Source organism: Selenomonas sp. oral taxon 892 str. F0426 (genome assembly GCF_000468035.1).
Classification (GTDB): domain Bacteria; phylum Bacillota; class Negativicutes; order Selenomonadales; family Selenomonadaceae; genus Centipeda.
In genome coordinates, this window is record NZ_KI260531.1 from 1 (window position 1) to 16,538 (window position 16,538).

General features: G+C 58.1%; 11 protein-coding genes. 10 read left to right on the plus strand and 1 reads right to left on the minus strand.

The genetic code is table 11. The features are described from left to right. The first annotated feature begins 208 nt into the window (after positions 1-208). Positions 209-1,501 carry an ATP-dependent Clp protease ATP-binding subunit ClpX gene (gene clpX / locus HMPREF1992_RS03295; RefSeq protein ID WP_021684415.1) on the plus strand — a complete coding sequence of 431 codons (1,293 nt, stop codon included), beginning with the start codon at positions 209-211 and terminating at the stop codon, positions 1,499-1,501. Between the two features lie 386 nt (positions 1,502-1,887). Here clpX and HMPREF1992_RS03300 read toward each other — a convergent pair whose 3' ends face one another. Further along, a complete protein-coding gene (locus HMPREF1992_RS03300; RefSeq protein WP_021684416.1) occupies positions 1,888-4,152 on the minus strand; it encodes an anaerobic ribonucleoside triphosphate reductase in 2,265 nt (754 codons plus the stop codon). A 407-nt stretch (positions 4,153-4,559) separates the two neighbouring features. Between HMPREF1992_RS03300 and trpS the strand changes: the two genes are divergently transcribed. From trpS to HMPREF1992_RS03345, 9 genes are all read left to right on the plus strand, one after another. Further along, a complete protein-coding gene (trpS, locus tag HMPREF1992_RS03305; protein ID WP_021684418.1) occupies positions 4,560-5,570 on the plus strand; it encodes a tryptophan--tRNA ligase in 1,011 nt (336 codons plus the stop codon). After that, complete coding sequence (locus HMPREF1992_RS03310) at positions 5,570-6,283, plus strand: phosphocholine cytidylyltransferase family protein (protein ID WP_021684419.1); 714 nt, start codon at positions 5,570-5,572, stop codon at positions 6,281-6,283. The genes trpS and HMPREF1992_RS03310 overlap by 1 nt, the downstream gene beginning before the upstream one ends. Positions 6,284-6,353: 70 nt before the next feature. Further along, positions 6,354-7,649 carry a phosphoenolpyruvate mutase gene (gene aepX, locus HMPREF1992_RS03315; protein ID WP_021684420.1) on the plus strand — a complete coding sequence of 432 codons (1,296 nt, stop codon included), beginning with the start codon at positions 6,354-6,356 and terminating at the stop codon, positions 7,647-7,649. Further along, positions 7,650-8,363: a bifunctional 2-polyprenyl-6-hydroxyphenol methylase/3-demethylubiquinol 3-O-methyltransferase UbiG gene (locus tag HMPREF1992_RS03320; RefSeq protein ID WP_021684421.1), complete on the plus strand. Its 714-nt coding sequence runs from the start codon at positions 7,650-7,652 to the stop codon at positions 8,361-8,363. Between the two features lies 1 nt (position 8,364). Beyond that, positions 8,365-9,072 (plus strand): bifunctional 2-polyprenyl-6-hydroxyphenol methylase/3-demethylubiquinol 3-O-methyltransferase UbiG, encoded by a 708-nt coding sequence (locus HMPREF1992_RS03325; protein WP_037358396.1) that lies wholly within the window; start codon positions 8,365-8,367, stop codon positions 9,070-9,072. A gap of 3 nt (positions 9,073-9,075) precedes the next feature. Further along, complete coding sequence (locus HMPREF1992_RS03330) at positions 9,076-10,167, plus strand: 2-aminoethylphosphonate aminotransferase (RefSeq protein WP_021684423.1); 1,092 nt, start codon at positions 9,076-9,078, stop codon at positions 10,165-10,167. A 23-nt stretch (positions 10,168-10,190) separates the two neighbouring features. Beyond that, positions 10,191-12,344, plus strand: coding sequence for a sulfatase-like hydrolase/transferase (locus tag HMPREF1992_RS03335; RefSeq protein ID WP_021684424.1), 2,154 nt, complete (start codon positions 10,191-10,193; stop codon positions 12,342-12,344). Positions 12,345-12,375: 31 nt separating this feature from the next. Continuing rightward, positions 12,376-14,502, plus strand: coding sequence for a sulfatase-like hydrolase/transferase (locus HMPREF1992_RS03340; RefSeq protein WP_021684425.1), 2,127 nt, complete (start codon positions 12,376-12,378; stop codon positions 14,500-14,502). Then, the coding region (locus HMPREF1992_RS03345; RefSeq protein ID WP_021684426.1) for a sulfatase-like hydrolase/transferase at positions 14,503-16,538 on the plus strand (2,036 nt) is incomplete at its 3' end. It abuts the gene before it with no gap.

A 16,538-nucleotide genomic window follows, 5' to 3' on the forward strand; every position in this document is an offset into this window, starting at 1 on the left:
CGCATCAGCGCGACTGTCATAATATAACACAGGGCATTGACCTTCGTCAACCCCCTTTTTTAAGTTTTTCACATTTCCTTCGCAGATTTATTTCTTTCCATAATATGACATGATGGTTCATGGCGTTTGTCGGCTTGTTTCTTTCCTTTTCCTGTGTTATTCTATGATGGAATTTATCAAGATACAATGATTCTGAAAGGAATTTGAAATGCCGAAAAATCCGGTAAAGCATCAGTGCAGTTTCTGCAAGCGCATCATCGATGTGCGCGACCAATACGATATGCCGATCTACGATCCGAACACGGGCTTTGCGATCTGCAAGGACTGCGTGCGGGAGATCAACCGCTTCCTCGATGAGCACGATGCCTCCGTCTCCTCCGAGGAGCGGTCTTCGTTCCGCATACAGCTCGACGATGTGCTCGAAAAGACGCGCCCGCATCTCATCAAAGATTATTTGGATACGTACATTATCAAGCAGGATCGTGCGAAAAAGATTCTTGCAGTCGCTGTCTATAACCACTACAAGCGCATGAAGTACGGCTACGAGAACACGGGCGAGGATACGGAGATCGAGAAGTCGAACGTGATCATGCTCGGTCCCTCGGGCTGCGGCAAGACGGCGCTCCTCTCTCATCTCTCGAAGCTGCTCGATGTGCCGTTCGCCGTGACGGACGCCTCGAGTCTAACGGAGGCGGGCTTTGTCGGCGCAGATGTGGAGGTCGCTGTCCGCAATCTCTACTATGCGGCAGACAAGGATGTGGAGAAGGCGGAGCACGGCATCATTTACCTCGACGAGTTCGACAAGATCGCACGCAAGTCCGGTGCGAATAACTCCATCACCGCCGATCCCGGCCACGAGGGCGTGCAGCAGGCACTCCTCAAGATGCTTGAGGGCAGCGTGGTCGAGTTTACGGCACGCGGACAGCGCAAGCACCCCGAGGCACCGACGATCAAGGTGGATACGAAAAACATCCTCTTTATCGTGGGCGGCGCATTCGTCGGCATTGAAAAGACGATTGCAAAGCGTCTGCGCAAGGGGAACGTCGCGATGGGCTTCGGCGCGGAGGTGCGCGGCAAAGAGGTGGAGAAGGAGTTTGACACGCTGATCCACCAGGTAACGCCCGAGGATCTGATGCAGTACGGCATCATCCCCGAGATCATCGGCCGCCTGCCCGTGATCTGCACGCTTGAGACGCTCGACGAGGACGCGCTCCTGCGCATTCTCACGGAGCCGATCAACGCGCCCGTGCGCCAGTACGAGAAGCTGCTCGCGATGGACGGCGTGGAGCTCATCTTTACCGAGGATGCTCTGCGCGCCGTCGCAAAGAAGGCGATCGAGCGCAAGACGGGCGCACGCAGCCTCAAGGGCATCATCGAGGAGGTCATGCTCGATGTGATGTTCGATATCCCGCGTGAGACTGCACCGCGCCGCGTCACGGTGACAGCGGAGTGCATCACGGAGGGTGCCGCACCGATCATCGAGAATGCGGCGGCGGGGTGAGAAATTTATCCTTGCAAAATAGGATAAACGTGTTATACTTTGTGTAGAAGTCAACGATGGTCATTGACAACCAAAAGAAAGAAATCCCCTGCGGCTGGTTACCGCAGGGGTCTTTCTTTGCAACTGGTGAGGTCGCATCTGGCTGGTGCCACAACGGCGGTCGCTTCTACCGCCCCAGCCTCTGCAGAATCAACGTTCCGAGAATACTCCCGAGTACGCTGGTCAGCAGGGAAAGCATAACATCTCCGATGGTCATCGTGACAACCTCCCTTCCTTGCCGGATTGGCTTGGTTGGGCCGTGGCGGTTTCAGTATAACACAACGGCATACGAAAAATCCCACTGCGCTTGGTAAACGCAGTGGGATTTTTCGTATGCCGTTTGCTTGCTAGTCCTTCATGCGGGGCACGGTCATGGTGCCGAATGCCTTTTCCTTGCGGTGGCAGTGCGGGCACTCGTTCTCAATGAGACCCGTGTAGCCGCAGACCGGGTCACGGTCAACGGGATGGTTGATGGAGAAGTAGCCCATGTCCGCATCGTGCATGGCGCGGACGACCTTCTCGAACGCCTTGACGTTCTTCGACGGGTCGCCGTCCATCTCGATGTAGGCGATGTGCCCCGCGTTCTCGAGCGCGTGGTACGGCGCCTCGATGCAGATCTTGTCATACGCGCTGATGTCGTAGTAGACGGGGACATGACTTGAATTCGTCATGTAGGAGCGGTCGGTGACACCCGGGATGATGCCGTACGCCTTCTTGTTCGCACGCTGGAACTGCCCCGCCGTGCTCTCCGCCGGCGTGCCGAACGTCGACCAGTTGCGGTGCTCCGCCTCGGTGTACGCATCGGTACGCTCCCTCATGTGTCCGACGATCTTGAGGCCGAGTTCCTGTGCCGCCGCACTCTCGCCGTGGTGCTTGCCCGTCAGAACCACAAGGCACTCGGCAAGGCCGCAGAAGCCAATGGAGTACGATGCATGCTTGAGGAGATCCTTAATGGAGTCGACGGGGTTCGCCTTCTCGCTGTCCATCCAGACGCCCTGCCCCATGAGGAACGGATAGTTGTAGACGTGCTTCTCCTCGATGATCTTCGAGCGGTCGAGCAGGTAGTCATGGCAGAGGTCGATGTAGTGATCGTACAGCTCCCAGAATTTATCGAGGTCACCCTTTGCCTCAAGCGCGAGCTTCGGCAGGTTGATCGTCGTAAAGGAGAAGTTGCCGCGGCTGCCCGACTGCTCTGGGCCGTTGACGTTGCTCATGACGCGCGTGCGGCAGCCCATGGTCGCGACGCAGCTGTTGTAGTCGCCGGGCTTGTAGTACTGGAGGTTATACGGCGCGTCAAGGTTGACGTAGTTCGGGAACAGGCGGCGTGCGCTGACACGGCAGGACTCGATAAAGAGGTCGTAGTTCGGGTCCTCGGGGTTGTAGTTGACGCCCGCCTTGAGCTGGAACACGGAGATCGGGAAGATCGCCGTCTCGCCGTTGCCGAGCCCCTGCCAGATGGCACTGAGCACCTCACGGATGACGAGGCGTCCCTCGGGGGAGGTATCCATGCCGTAGTTGATGGAGCTGAACGGCACCTGTGCGCCCGCACGCGAGTGCAGGGTATTGAAGTTGTGGATGAGTGCCTCCATCGCCTGATGGGTCTCCTCCTCGACGCTCTCGCACGCAAGCTGATAGACCGTACGCGCATCCGCTTCGAGTTCCTGTGTGACGGGCGTCTCAAACGCTGCGCTGTAGACGGCGCTGAGTGCACGGGTCAGCTCCGCACGCGCCTGCTCCGCACGTGCATCGTCCATTTTTTCCGCATAGACGCAGACGGCGAAGTCAAGTTCGCTGCGCAGTGCCTTCTTGAACGCCTCGTGTGTGAAATGCCCGCGCCCGAGACGGAAGAGCAGTGCCTTCCACGATTCCTCAACGAGTGCCTTGCGGAAGGACTTCTTCACGCCGTCCGCCATCGCGTAGTCGAACGCGTTGATGCTCTGCCCGCCGAACATATCGTTCTGGTTCGACTGGATCGCAATGCACGCGAGGCTTGCGTACGCGCGGATGGAGTTCGGTTCGCGCAGGAAGCCGTGCCCCGTGGAGAAGCCGCCGCGGAACAGCTTCAGCAGGTCGATCTGGCAACAGTTGAACGTGATGAGTGAGAAATCCTTGTCGTGAATGTGAATGAAATTCTCGCGGTCGGCGGTCGCATAGCGCTCGTCGAGGACGTAGTTGTCGACGAAGTGCTTTGCGCCCTCGGCGCCGAGCTTGAGCATGATGCCCATGGAGGCGTCCGTGTTGATGTTCGCGTTGTCGCGCTTGAGATCGGAGTCGACGGAGTCCGCGAAGAAGATGTCGCGGTAGCTCGCCATCAGGTGCTTCTGCGCGAGGCGGCGCTGTGCGTGCCGCTGACGATAGGTGATGTAGCGGCGTGCGATGTCGTGGAAGCCATGCACGAGCAGCTGCTTCTCGACGAGATCCTGGATCTCCTCGACGCTGATCTCCGTGCGGTCGCCGAACGACGCCTCGACGGCGCTTGTCACATTGTCGATCTCGATGCCCGTCATCGGGTGGACGTACTCCTTGCTCGCCGCTGCAATCGCGTTGCGGATCTTCGCGCGGTCATAGGGGACGGCATGTCCTGCACGCTTCGTTACGGTCGTCACTGTCATATTTTGAGCTCCTTATACTATATATTGTGGTTTGTTCTTGATGGTACGGAAGATATTGTAACAGAGGAGCAGATTCTTGGCAAGGGGATTTTATAGAAATACGAATTTAGCTACGTGCTGCATCCCCCACGCAGAACCCTCGTTACGCAAGTGATCGTGTGCTTATCTGCCTAAATACCTGCGGATTCCAAACGCGCTTCGCTTGAACGAATAAAATCCGCAGGGGGCAGAACGCACATTTTACTCACTTGCTCCACTAGGGTTTGCTAAGGGGGATTGCAGTACGCACATGCACGGCTCGTTCGTTTTCATTCTACGCACACATGGCGATCAGGTGATTCTTCCTTTGCTTATCTTTCTCTCATGGTATATAATGAAAAGTATTCTACAGTAAAGGAAGGAACGTCATGAACGACACGAACGCAGTCAACTCCCGCCGCAAGATTATCCTGAGCGGCATTCAGCCCACCGGCACATTCACCCTTGGCAACTATCTCGGAGCGGTGAAGAACTGGCGGCGCCTGCAGGAGGAGTATGACTGCTATTATTTTGTCGCCGATCTCCACGCGCTGACTGTGTACCACGATCCTGCTGCGCGGCGGAGGGCCTCCCGTGAGGCGTTTGCTCTGCTGCTCGCGTGCGGCCTCGACCCTGCGCAGAGTCTCGTCTTTATCCAGAGCCACGTCCCTGCTCATGCGCAGATGGGCTGGATGCTGTCGTGCCTCAGCCCGTTCGGCGATCTCTCGCGCATGACGCAGTTCAAGGACAAGTCGGCGAAGCATCCCGAGGACATCAATGCGGGGCTGTTTACGTATCCGGCGCTGATGGCAGGCGATATCCTGCTCTATCAGGCGGACTATGTGCCCGTCGGAGCCGATCAGACACAACACCTCGAGTTCACACGAAACATTGCCGCGCGGTTCAACCATGTGTACGGCGAGACGTTCCGTCTGCCCGAGGGCTATTTCCCGAAGACGGGTGCGCGCGTCATGAGTCTCCAGGAGCCGACGGCGAAGATGAGCAAGTCGGACGAGAATGCAAAGGCGACGATCTACATCCTCGACGATGAGAAGACGATCCTCAAAAAGTTTAAGTCCGCCGTGACGGACAGCGAGGCGGAGGTTGCATTCCGCGAAGGCAAGGACGGCATCAACAATCTGATGACGATCTGCTCCGCCGTCACAGGAAAGTCGTTCGAGGCGATCACGGATGAGTTTGCGGGCAAGGGTTACGGCGACTTCAAGACTGCCGTCGGCACGGCAGTCGCCGACGAGCTGCGTCCGATCCGCGAGAACTACGCGCGCCTCCTCGCGGACAAGGCATATCTCGATACGGAGATCGCGAGGGGTGCGGAGCGCGCATCCCACATCGCGGAGAAAACGCTCCGCAAGACGATGCGAAAGATGGGGCTGTGCTGATGGGGGGGCACCGTGTAACACGTGCCATCATTCTCGCGGCGGGACGCGGCTCGCGGCTCGCGCCGCTGACGGATCGGGTGCCGAAGCCGCTCGTGCCCGTGAACGGAACGCCCATCATCGCAACGATTTTAGACGCGCTTAATGATGCGGGAATTTCGTCGATTACCATTGTACGAGGGTATTGCGGGGAGGCGTTTGATGCGCTTCACGAGAAATATCCGCATCTCGCCTACATCGACAACCCTGACTGGGAAACGGCGAACAACATCTCCTCGATTGCGCTCGCGGGGCGTGCGGGGCTTCTGGAAGACAGCTATGTGATTGAGGGGGATCTCTACCTCGCGAATCCCGCCGTCATCACCCCGACGCAGACGCGGACGAACTACATTGCATTCCCCGTCACGGCCACAGACGACTGGTGTTTTGATGCAAATGCAGACGGAAAGATCACGCACATCGACACAAAGAGTGACCACCCCTGTCATCAGATGCTCGGGCTGTCCTACTGGACGGCAGCGGACGGGGCACGGCTCGCCGCGTGTGCGAATGCGCTCTACGCCGAGGAGCAGTATCGTCAGCTCTACTGGGACGAGATCGCGCTGAAATACTATCTGCCCGAGTTCTCCATCCACATACGGGAGTGTCGGCGAGAGGACGTGTGGGAGATCGATACGGTGGAAGAGCTGCGGGAGCTGGAGGAAAGGATGCGTTGAAATTCAGCTTCCCCCGTCGCGACGGGGGAGGCATAAATACAATAAACGGGGATAGAGGGAGAACTGCCACATGAAGAAAGTATATACCTGCTTCTGCACCGACATCATTCACGAAGGACACCGAAAGCTCCTGCAGGCAGCGGCGGAGCTGGGCACGGTCACGGTCGGCGTGCTGTCCGATCCGGAGATGGTGCGCTACAACCGCTTTCCGACCAAAAGCCTTGAGGAACGTATGGAGATGATCCGCGTGCTGCCCGAGGTTGCGGGAGTCGTCGTGCAGGAGCGCATCATGTACGATGAGATCCTCGATCAGCTGCGCCCCGACTATGTTGTCCACGGGAGCAACTGGGCACAGGGGCCGGAGTCCTCCATCCGCAAAAACGTGCTTGACTGTCTCGCACGCTACGGCGGGGAGCTGGTCGAACCGCCGTACACCTATAACGCAGAGGTGCGCAAGATCGACTGGCAGATGCGCGAGCAGCTTGCGATGCCCGAGGCACGGCGCGGGAGGCTCCGCCGCCTCCTCGATATCGTCCCCATCGTAAAGACCATCGAGGTGCACAACGGCCTCACGGGCCTCATCGCTGAGAAAACCGTCGTCGAGAACGACGGCGGGCTTGACCAGTTCGATGCGATGTGGATCTCAAGCCTCTGCGATTCGACCTCGCGCGGCAAGCCCGACATTGAGCTGATCGACCTCTCCGACCGCATCCAGACCATCAACGAGGTCATGGACGTGACGACGAAGCCCATCATTCTCGACATGGATACGGGCGGCACGGCAGAACACTTTGCATACAACGTCCGCACACTCGAGCGCATCGGCGTCTCCGCTGTCATCGTCGAGGACAAGACAGGCGCAAAGCGCAACTCCCTCTTTGGCACAGAGGTTGCGCAGACGCAGGATACGATCGAGAATTTCTCCGAGAAGATTGCAGCGGGCAAGGCGGCACAGCGCACGGAGGAGTTCATGATCATCGCACGCATCGAGAGCCTCATCCTCGAGAAGGGCCTCGATGATGCCCTTGAGCGTGCGGCCGCGTATGTCGTGGCGGGTGCAGATGGGATCATGATCCACTCGCGCGCAAAGACCCCCGACGAGGTCATCGCGTTCTGCGACATGTTCCGCGCAAAGCATCCGAATGTCCCCATCGTCGCCGTCCCCTCCTCCTACAACACGATCACGGAGGCGGAGCTTGCCGCACACGGCGTGCGCATCGTCATCTACGCGAACCAACTCACGCGCAGTGCCTTCCCCGCTATGGAGAACGCGGCCCGCTCCATCCTCACGCACCACCGCGCGCACGAGATCGACGAGCAGCTGCTGCCGATCAAGGATATCATTCGACTGATTGAGGTAATGTAAGTGGAAACCAAATGGAAAGAGATCTGGAACCGCCGCCATGCTGAGGACGAAGCGCTTTCGGGCGACTGGGCGTCGGTCTTTCTCGAGCTGAAACGCCTCAACGGCTTCGACGTGGTGGACGGCGGCATCCCCTTGGATTCGCTGCTGATGCAGGGGCAGCGCATCAAGGAGCTGCTGCATCTGACAAAGGGCATGAGCGTCTACGATGTTGGCTGCGGCGCGGGGGCAAATCTCTACCTTCTCGCACGGGACGGCATCACGGTCGGCGGCACGGACTACTCCGCCCCCCTCGTGGAGACTGCACGCAAGGTGCTGCCCCAGGCACGGGAGCTGACCTGCGGCGAGGCGGATGCATTCGACACAGCTCTCAAATACGATGCCGCACTCTCGAACAGTGTCTTTTCCTACTTCCCAAGTGAGGCATTCGCAGAGCGCGTTCTCCTGCGGATGCTCGACAAAACGAGCGGCGCCATCGGTCTCATTGACCTGCACGACGCTGATAAAGAGTCAGATTTCCTTGCTTACCGCCGCGCCGCGATCCCCGACTACGACGAGCGCTACAAGGGCCTCGACAAGCTCTTCTACCGCCGCAGTTTCTTCGAGGACTTCGCCCGCGCGCACAATCTCTCCATCGACTTCCCCGCCATCGAGATGGAGGGCTACTGGAATACGCCGTTTGTCTTCAATGTTTTTATGTATCGAAGGGAATCTTAACGTGAACAATCAGTGGAAAGCGATTTGGAACCGACGCAAGCCTGCCGCAGATGCGCTTGCAGGCAGCTGGCAGGAGGTATTCCTCGAACTGAAACGGCTCAACGGCTACGATGTGATGGGCGACGGCATTTCTTTGAAGGCATTCCTGGAAGAGGACGCCCGGATACGCGAGCTGCTTGGGTTGTCCGCGAATTCCAGCGTTTTCGAGGTCGGTTGTGGTACCGGTGCAAACATCTATCTCATGGCACGCGACGGCATGACCGTCGGCGGCACAGACTATGCTGAAAGCCTCATTGAAACCGCCCGCAAGGTGTTGACGACCCCGACGGAGCTCTACTCGGGCGAAGCCGACGCCATTGCAACGGAGCAAAAATACGATGCCGTCTTCTCAAACGGTGTCTTCCCCTATCTTCCTGATGAGGCATATGTCGAACGCGTTCTTGCACGGATGCTCGAAAAGAGCCGCGGTCCAATTGGCATCATGGGGCTGCATGACATTGAAAAGAAGGAAGACTACCTTGCCTTCCGCCGTGCAAACATCCCGAACTACGACGAGCTCTACGAAGGACTCGATAAACTCTTTTGCAGCCGCAGCCTATTCAAAAATTTTGCTGCAGCGCACAATCTCGATCTTAAATTTCCAGAGATTACGCTTGACGGTTACTGGAACACACCATTCATCTTCAACTGCTTTATGTATCGGAAGTAAGCTATGAACATCAAACGCAACATTCTCCTCAACCCCGGTCCCGCAACGACCACGGACACGGTCAAGGCGGCACAGCTCGTCCCCGACATCTGTCCGCGCGAGCAGGAGTTTGGGCGACTCATGCGCGATCTCGGCACGGATCTTCTGAGGGTCGTCCGCGCAGATCCTGTGGACTGGGCGACCGTCCTTTTCTGCGGCTCGGGAACGATCTGCATGGATGCCTGTGTCAGCTCGCTTGTCCCTGCGGATAAAAAGCTGCTGATTGTCAACAACGGCGCGTACTCTGCGCGTGCGGCCGCGATGGCGCGCGCTTACTCCGTGCCGCATATTGATCTGAGCTTCCCCATCGACGGGCTTCCCGATCTCGCCGAGGTAGAGAGGACACTCAAAGAGAACCCCGATATCGCCGCTGTCTACACGACGCATCAGGAAACGGGAACAGGCATCCTGAACCCCGTCCGAGAGATCGGCGCCCTCGCCCACGCGCACGGTGCCGTCATGATCGCGGATACGATCTCGACCTATGCAATGATTCCATTCGCCGTCGATGAGATGAATATAGATGTCTGTATGTCCTCGGCGCAGAAGGGCATCCAGGGCATGACAGGGCTGTCCTTTGTGATCGCGCGAAAATCCGTCCTCACGGCGGCGAAGGCATATCCTGTGCGCTCGTACTACACGAACCTCGTCATGCAGTACGAGGGATTCGAGGAGACGGGCGAGATGCGCTTTACGCCGCCCGTGCAGACCGTCTATGCGGCGCGGCGTGCACTGATGGAATACTTCGCCGAGGGCGCAGCGAAGAAGTGGGCGCGCCATACACGGACGATCAATGCGATCCACGAGGGGCTTGCACAGCTTGGACTCAAAGAGGCAATTCCGCGCGAAATCCAGTCTGGGCTTGTCGTGGCTGTCGAATACCCGGCGGACTTTGACTTTCCCCGCGTGCACGACTACTGCTACGAGCGCGGCTACACCATCTACCCCGGCAAGATGCAGACATCATCTACATTCCGCCTCTGCGCGCTCGGCGCGATCGACGAGGCCGATATCAAGGGCTTTTTCCGTGTGTTTGAAGAGGCGCTGCGCGCCTGATTGACTGGAGAGGTGAGCGAGAAATGCAGGACGATTGCACGGTATTCTGGCGCAACAACGAGCGCGCCTATGCGCTTTTTCAAGACCTGCTCAGACGTTCTGAGCGGGGCGATTATGACGACGACTTTCTCGTGCAGCTTGCTGCCTATCGAGAGGAAAGCCCGGACTCCGAGCGCGCAGACATCTTTGCTGCGCGCTATTTGCTTGCGCAAAACGATCCAGCATCTGCCGTCCTCTGCGGAGAGCGCGCCTATCAGAGGCGCCCTGTCAACCTCGCTGTGTGGAAGGTCCTTGCGGACGCATACGAGGGCGTCGGCCGCACACTCGATACGATCACGATGCAGGGCTATATCAAGGGGATGTATCCCGAGACAGAGATCGCCCTCACCATCCCGGAGCATTGCCGGCAAGAGGCGCTGAACCGCTTCTCCGTCGCGAGCAATGTATACTGCTCGGCACCACTGATCAGCAATCGCAGCTTCATTGAGGACGGCCGTATTCGTTCTCGCTTCGACGTTTTTCTCGGTGAAGCAATCCCGATGGAGATGCCTGCGGACAGTGATCCGTTCTGGCCTGCCATCTTCGTGGATGAGGGATTCCTCTCTACGATGGCGACGGTCTACGAGACGGCGCGCTATGACTTCAACTTCATGATCAACAACCGGGACTCCACCTTCGATTTCCAAAAAGCACGCACCGTGATCGGTACGACAGAGGTCGATGTGCCGGAGGGGGCATCCGTCGTCGTCCCCATAGCGGGAACGAGATTCGCACAGGGCTTTGGCATCCGCGATCACAGCGGTGAGCACATCGGCCATATCGGCCAATGGGCGTACAGCTATTTCCGATTTGACGAACCTGTCACTCTGCGTTCGGAAGAAAATGTCCCCTATGCCGTCGGTACGCCGATCGTCCTTGGCCACAGTCCAAAGCGAAAAAAACTCGTACTAAATTTCCTCATCGATGGTCTCTGCTGGCCGGCTGCACGCAATATTTTCGCAGAGAATATGCCGCGCATCGCAAAATTCTTTTCACGCGGCGTGCTCTTCGACCAGCATTTCTCGGTATCGGAGCACACGCTGCCATCCCTCGCTACGATCGAGACAGGTCGTTACTCCCATCATACGCAGGTCTTCAATGAGCGCGACAGCCATCAGATGCCGTTCTCTGTGCGAACCATTTCGGAGCAGATGAATGCGCTCGGTTACTACTGTACGGCGCCGCTCGTATCGGGGCACGGTCTCTACTACGGCTCCTACCGCGGCTACGACCGCCTCATCGCCAACTATGGATTCATGACCGCCTACGAGGGCACAGAACGGACGCTGCGCATCCTCGAGTCACTCCCCGATGTGGATCATTTCATCCTGTACCACACGACGGATGTCCATCCGCTCAACATCCAGACACCGATGAAGTTCTCCACCGAGACGGAGGTCAACATCCCGCTCGCCCATCGCTTTGTCCCACTCGACCCCAGTGTGCCAAGCGTGCGAACGCCGCGTCTGCCGATCTATGTGGAGCAGTTCCTCGTAAATCTGCGCCACGTCGACCGCAATGTCGGTGAGATCCTCTCGTACATCGAGGATCACTATGACGAGGACGAATACATTGTAAATCTCTACTCCGATCATGGTTGTGGGCTGCACGATCCAAATACGACGCTGAAGGAGATCGACTTTGTCGGCGAGTACGGTACCGGAGCCGCCTGGATGATGCGCGGCGCCGGTATCCCACAGGGTGTCACCGTACACGACATGACAAACTCTGTCGATGTCTATACAACGCTCGGCCATCTCTGCGGGTTCCCCGTCTCTGCCGATGTGGACGGTGTACTGCCGCGCATATTCGGCGGCACGGGACGCGACGTAACCTACAGCAGCTCCCAGTACCCGAGTCAGACATTCAAGCTCGCCGTGCGCACGCAGGAGCACGTCCTGCGTCTGGAGACGCGTGAGCCGGTCGATGAGGACGGAAGCGTTGACTTTGCAGATGCCCGTGTCGCGATCTATCCGCGCGGATACGAGCTGGAACCGGGTCACGAGATCGACAGCAGCGAACTGCGGGCATTCTTCTACCCACGTGCACGCGATTTCGTGCGCGATATTGCAAACAACGGTGAGTTCTGGCCGGAGATGCGCGCTGCACGGCCGCAGTGGTTCGGAGAAAAATCGTGAAAGGCTCTGAGCGAAGGAAAAAGGAGATCACATGACGGACGATTTCACAGTATTTTGGCGTAATGACGAACACGCCTCCGCACTCTTTTACGATCTTATGGCGCGCGCAGAAAAAGAGGCCTACGACGATGATTTCCTCGCACAGCTGGCGGCCTATCGAGAGGCTGCACCCACAAGCGAGAAGTCGGATATCTTTGCTGCACAGTATCTGATGCACCACGGCGACACGGAGACGGCTATCCTGTGCGGGGAGCGAGCATATGCGAAGCGCCCGATTCATCATGCGGTCTGGTCTCTCCTCTCCCGCGCGTACAAGGCAGTCGGCCGCTATACAGATGCACTCGTCTTGGAGGGCTATCTGTTCAAGCTGTTCGAGGTTCCCATCGCAATCGATACCTATCCAACGGAGGCGATCACGCAGGAGGCACTCGACCGTCTGTCTGTTGCCGTGTCGCGTCCCCCATTCGCACCGATGGCTACGCGCGTATCCTACGACCCCGAACAGGGCCTGACGATGGACGGCGGCGTCTTTGCGGGGGAATTCCTTCCCGCGTCGCCACATATCACGCCCCCCTACTATGTGGGGGTCTATGCGGAGCAGGGCCTCCAGGGAGACAAGGCATGGCAGCTGAACACTGTACGCGATGCATTGGGCGTTGCCTACTTCGGCGCGGGCGACTTCACCTTTGACCTGCTGCGCAGCCAGCGTGCGCCAGGCGCTGCACAGATCAACATCGATGCAGGACAGGAGGTCGTTCTCCCCGTGATCGGTACGGTGCTCCCTGCCCACGGACTGCGCAGTCCACAGTGGATCCGTGTGCAGACATCGACACTCAACGAGATGGGTTGGCTGAATGTAGCGACACCGAATTTCTTCCGGCTGGACGAGCCGACAAGTTTCACCTCAGAGCACGATTTCATCGTCGGGAATCCGATCTCTGTGCGTCATAATCCGTCACGCCGCCGCCTCGTCCTGAACATTCTTGCCGATGCTATGCCCTGGCAGATTTTGCGCAGTTCGTTTGCGGAGTGGATGCCGCAGACTGCACGCTTCTTCGCCCAGGGGCTGATCTTTGATCAGCACTTCTCCGTGGCGGAGTATACGACCCCCTCCTTTGCCACGATTGAGACCGGGATGTACCCACACCATAGTCAGCTCTTCAACAACAAAGTTTCTACGCCCCTGCGAGAGGACTATATTACGCTCTCTGAGCGAATGCGTGGGCTTGGCTATGCGACCGCCAATCTGATCGGCAGCGGTGAGGGGATCTACACAGGGGCTTCCCGCGGCTACGATCGCATCCTCGTATCGAGCTACCGTCAGCAGAACTACGAGGCCGTGACGCGTGCCATTCGCCAACTCGAGGGCCTCGGGGATGCGGATCACTTTATCCTCCTTCATTCCTCTGATGTACATCCCTGGCCATCGCCAATGTTCCAGTATCCGACAACGGCACAAGCGTATCTGCCGCTCCATAAGCGTATGACCGAAACGATCGAGACGCCGCCCAGTCCCTATCTGCGTCCCTGCGCGCTCAATCAGGAAGCGTTTTGGATGGGCGTACGCGAGGTGGATCGAACCCTCGGGATGCTCTTTGATTACCTCGAGCAAAATTATGCACCCGACGAGTATATCGTGAACCTTTACTCCGATCATGGGGTCTCCATCTTCAGCGAGCATCCCTACATTGTCGACTCACTCCTCACCGGTGCGACATGGATGATGCGCGGCGCAGGCATTCCTGCAGGAGTTGTGACAGACGAACTGACGAGCGCGGTCGATCTCTATCCGGCGCTTGGGGCTCTGTGCGGCTTCCCCGTTGACAGCTATATTGACGGCGTGCTGCCCCGTGCACTTGGCGGAACGGGGCGCGATATCACATTCAGCAACTCGCTCTTTCCCACGAAGCCATACTTTCTCGCGGCACGCTCCGCCACGCACACCTTCTGTCTGGAGACGGAAGAGCCCGTCGCGATGGATGGAACGGTCGACATTGCAAAGGCATCCTACGCCATCTATCCGCGCGATCACGAAAAGGAGGCGGGCTATGAGGTCGACAGTCCCGCGCTGCGCGCGTTCTTCTATCCGCGCGTACGAGAATTCCTAAAGGGAATCAGCAACAATGGAGAGATGTTCCCCCTGCCGAAGGAGATATAGATGACGAATGATTTCAGCATATTTTGGCAGAACAACGAGCAGGCCTCTGCCCTCTTTTACGATCTGCTGACACGCGCGGAGCGCAATGCCTACGACGATGTCTTCCTCACGCAGCTCGCCGCCTATCGGGAGGAAAACGGCGATCCGGTGCATGCGGATGTCTTTGCCGCAGAATATCTGCTCGCAAACGGCGATGCGGAGAATGCCGTCCTATGCGCAGAGCGCGCCTTTCGCCGCCGCCTCGTCGAGCCGAGGGTCTGGGCGCTCCTGTCGCGCGCTTATGCGGCATGTGGGCGCTATGCAGATGCGCTCGTCATGCAGGGCTATGCGCTGAACTTCTTCCACGTCCCCATCGCTCTCGATGTTCCCGCCTCTGTGCTGACGGAGGAGACGCTTGCCCGCCTCTCACGGGCGACGGGAAAAGCGAACTATGCGCCCTATGCCCTCAGCCGCATGCGGTACACCCCTGAGACTGGGCTTACGGCAAAATCGACGGTATTCTTTGAGGAGTTCCTGCCCGTCTCCATGCACATCACGCCGCATTACTACGTCGGCGCATACACGGAACAGGAAGTGCACGGAAATAAGCGCTGGCTGATGAACGCGATTCGAAATGCAGCGGGACTCTCCGCCAATGTCGGCGGGGATTTTACCTTTGACATCATGCGCGGTTCACGTGCGCCGAAGGAAGCGGCGATCTCCATCGAGGCAGGAACGGAGGCGATTGTTCCCATCTTCGGCACGGCAGACGGACAGGTGCTCACGGCAACAACAGATACGGTAGACGACTGTATCTGGCTGAATCCTGCAACGCCAAATTATTTTCGGCTCGACGAAGATACGAAGCTCTCCTCGACAGAGGACTTTATCGTCGGCACGCCAATCCGTCTTGCACACAGCCCTGCACGACGAAAACTCGTGCTGAATATCCTCGTGGACGCGCTGCCATGGCAGATGCTGCGCACATCGTTTGCCGAACACATGCCCGAAACGGCGCACTTTTTCGCACGCGGAACAATCTTTGATCAGCATTTTTCCGTGCTCGAGTACACCTATCCCTCGCTCGCAACGATTGAGACGGGGATGTATCCCCAGCATACGGGCGTATTCAGCGAGTGGGCGGCAATCGAACTGGATGAGAAGTATATCACGATTGCCGAGCGGGCGCGTGATGCGGGCTATGTCACAGCGAGCCTCATGGGCGACGGCATCGGCATCTACAACGGGGTGACACGCGGCTATGACCGCCTCGTCGTCTCTCCCTACGATCTCAAGCTGTATGAAGGTGTCGAGCGTACGATCCGCTATTTGGAAGGCTGCCGCGAAGCAGATCACTTCATCTTCCTCCATACCAGTGATGTCCATCCGTGGGGGAGCGATTCATTTCAGATCCCCTCTGCCGCCCAGATGCGGCTGCCGCTTGTGGGGCGCCTCTCCGACTCCAAGGTGAAGGTGGCGAGTCCCTATCTGCGCCCGAGTGCGTTCAATCAAACGGCGTTTTGGCAGGAGGTGCATGATACAGACCGCGCGCTCGGCGCACTGTTCTCCTATCTTGAGCAGCACTATGCTCCCGAGGACTATCTCGTCTGTCTCTACTCCGACCACGGTGTGCCGATCTTCAGCGATACGCACTACATCGTGGATGCCCATATGACGAGCGCAGCATGGATGATGTGCGGAGCGGGTGTACCTGAGGGGGTTATTGCCGAGGAGCTGACAAGCGCCGTCGATATCTATCCGACGCTTGGCGCTCTGCTCGATTTCCCCACAGACGAAACGTTAGACGGCGTGCTGCCGCAAGTCTTCGGTGGGACGGGACGCGATATCACGTACAGCAACTCACTCTTTCCGCGCAAATACTACTATCTCGCGGCGCGGGCACGGGACTATACCCTCTACCTCGAGACGCTCGATCCCGTATCACTCAGTGGGACTGCCAATCTCACACGCTCAGTCTCTACAATCTATCCGCGAAACTACGAAGGGATTGCCGGCTATGAGGTCGACAGTCCCGCGCTGCGCGCGTTCTTCTATCC

Coding starts and splice junctions, on each gene's coding strand:
- clpX (WP_021684415.1), top strand. CDS start 209: ATGCCGAAAAATCCGGTAAAGCATCAGTGCAGTTTCTGCAAGCGCATC.
- HMPREF1992_RS03300 (WP_021684416.1), bottom strand. CDS start 4,152: ATGACAGTGACGACCGTAACGAAGCGTGCAGGACATGCCGTCCCCTAT.
- trpS (WP_021684418.1), top strand. CDS start 4,560: ATGAACGACACGAACGCAGTCAACTCCCGCCGCAAGATTATCCTGAGC.
- HMPREF1992_RS03310 (WP_021684419.1), top strand. CDS start 5,570: ATGGGGGGGCACCGTGTAACACGTGCCATCATTCTCGCGGCGGGACGC.
- aepX (WP_021684420.1), top strand. CDS start 6,354: ATGAAGAAAGTATATACCTGCTTCTGCACCGACATCATTCACGAAGGA.
- HMPREF1992_RS03330 (WP_021684423.1), top strand. CDS start 9,076: ATGAACATCAAACGCAACATTCTCCTCAACCCCGGTCCCGCAACGACC.
- HMPREF1992_RS03335 (WP_021684424.1), top strand. CDS start 10,191: ATGCAGGACGATTGCACGGTATTCTGGCGCAACAACGAGCGCGCCTAT.
- HMPREF1992_RS03340 (WP_021684425.1), top strand. CDS start 12,376: ATGACGGACGATTTCACAGTATTTTGGCGTAATGACGAACACGCCTCC.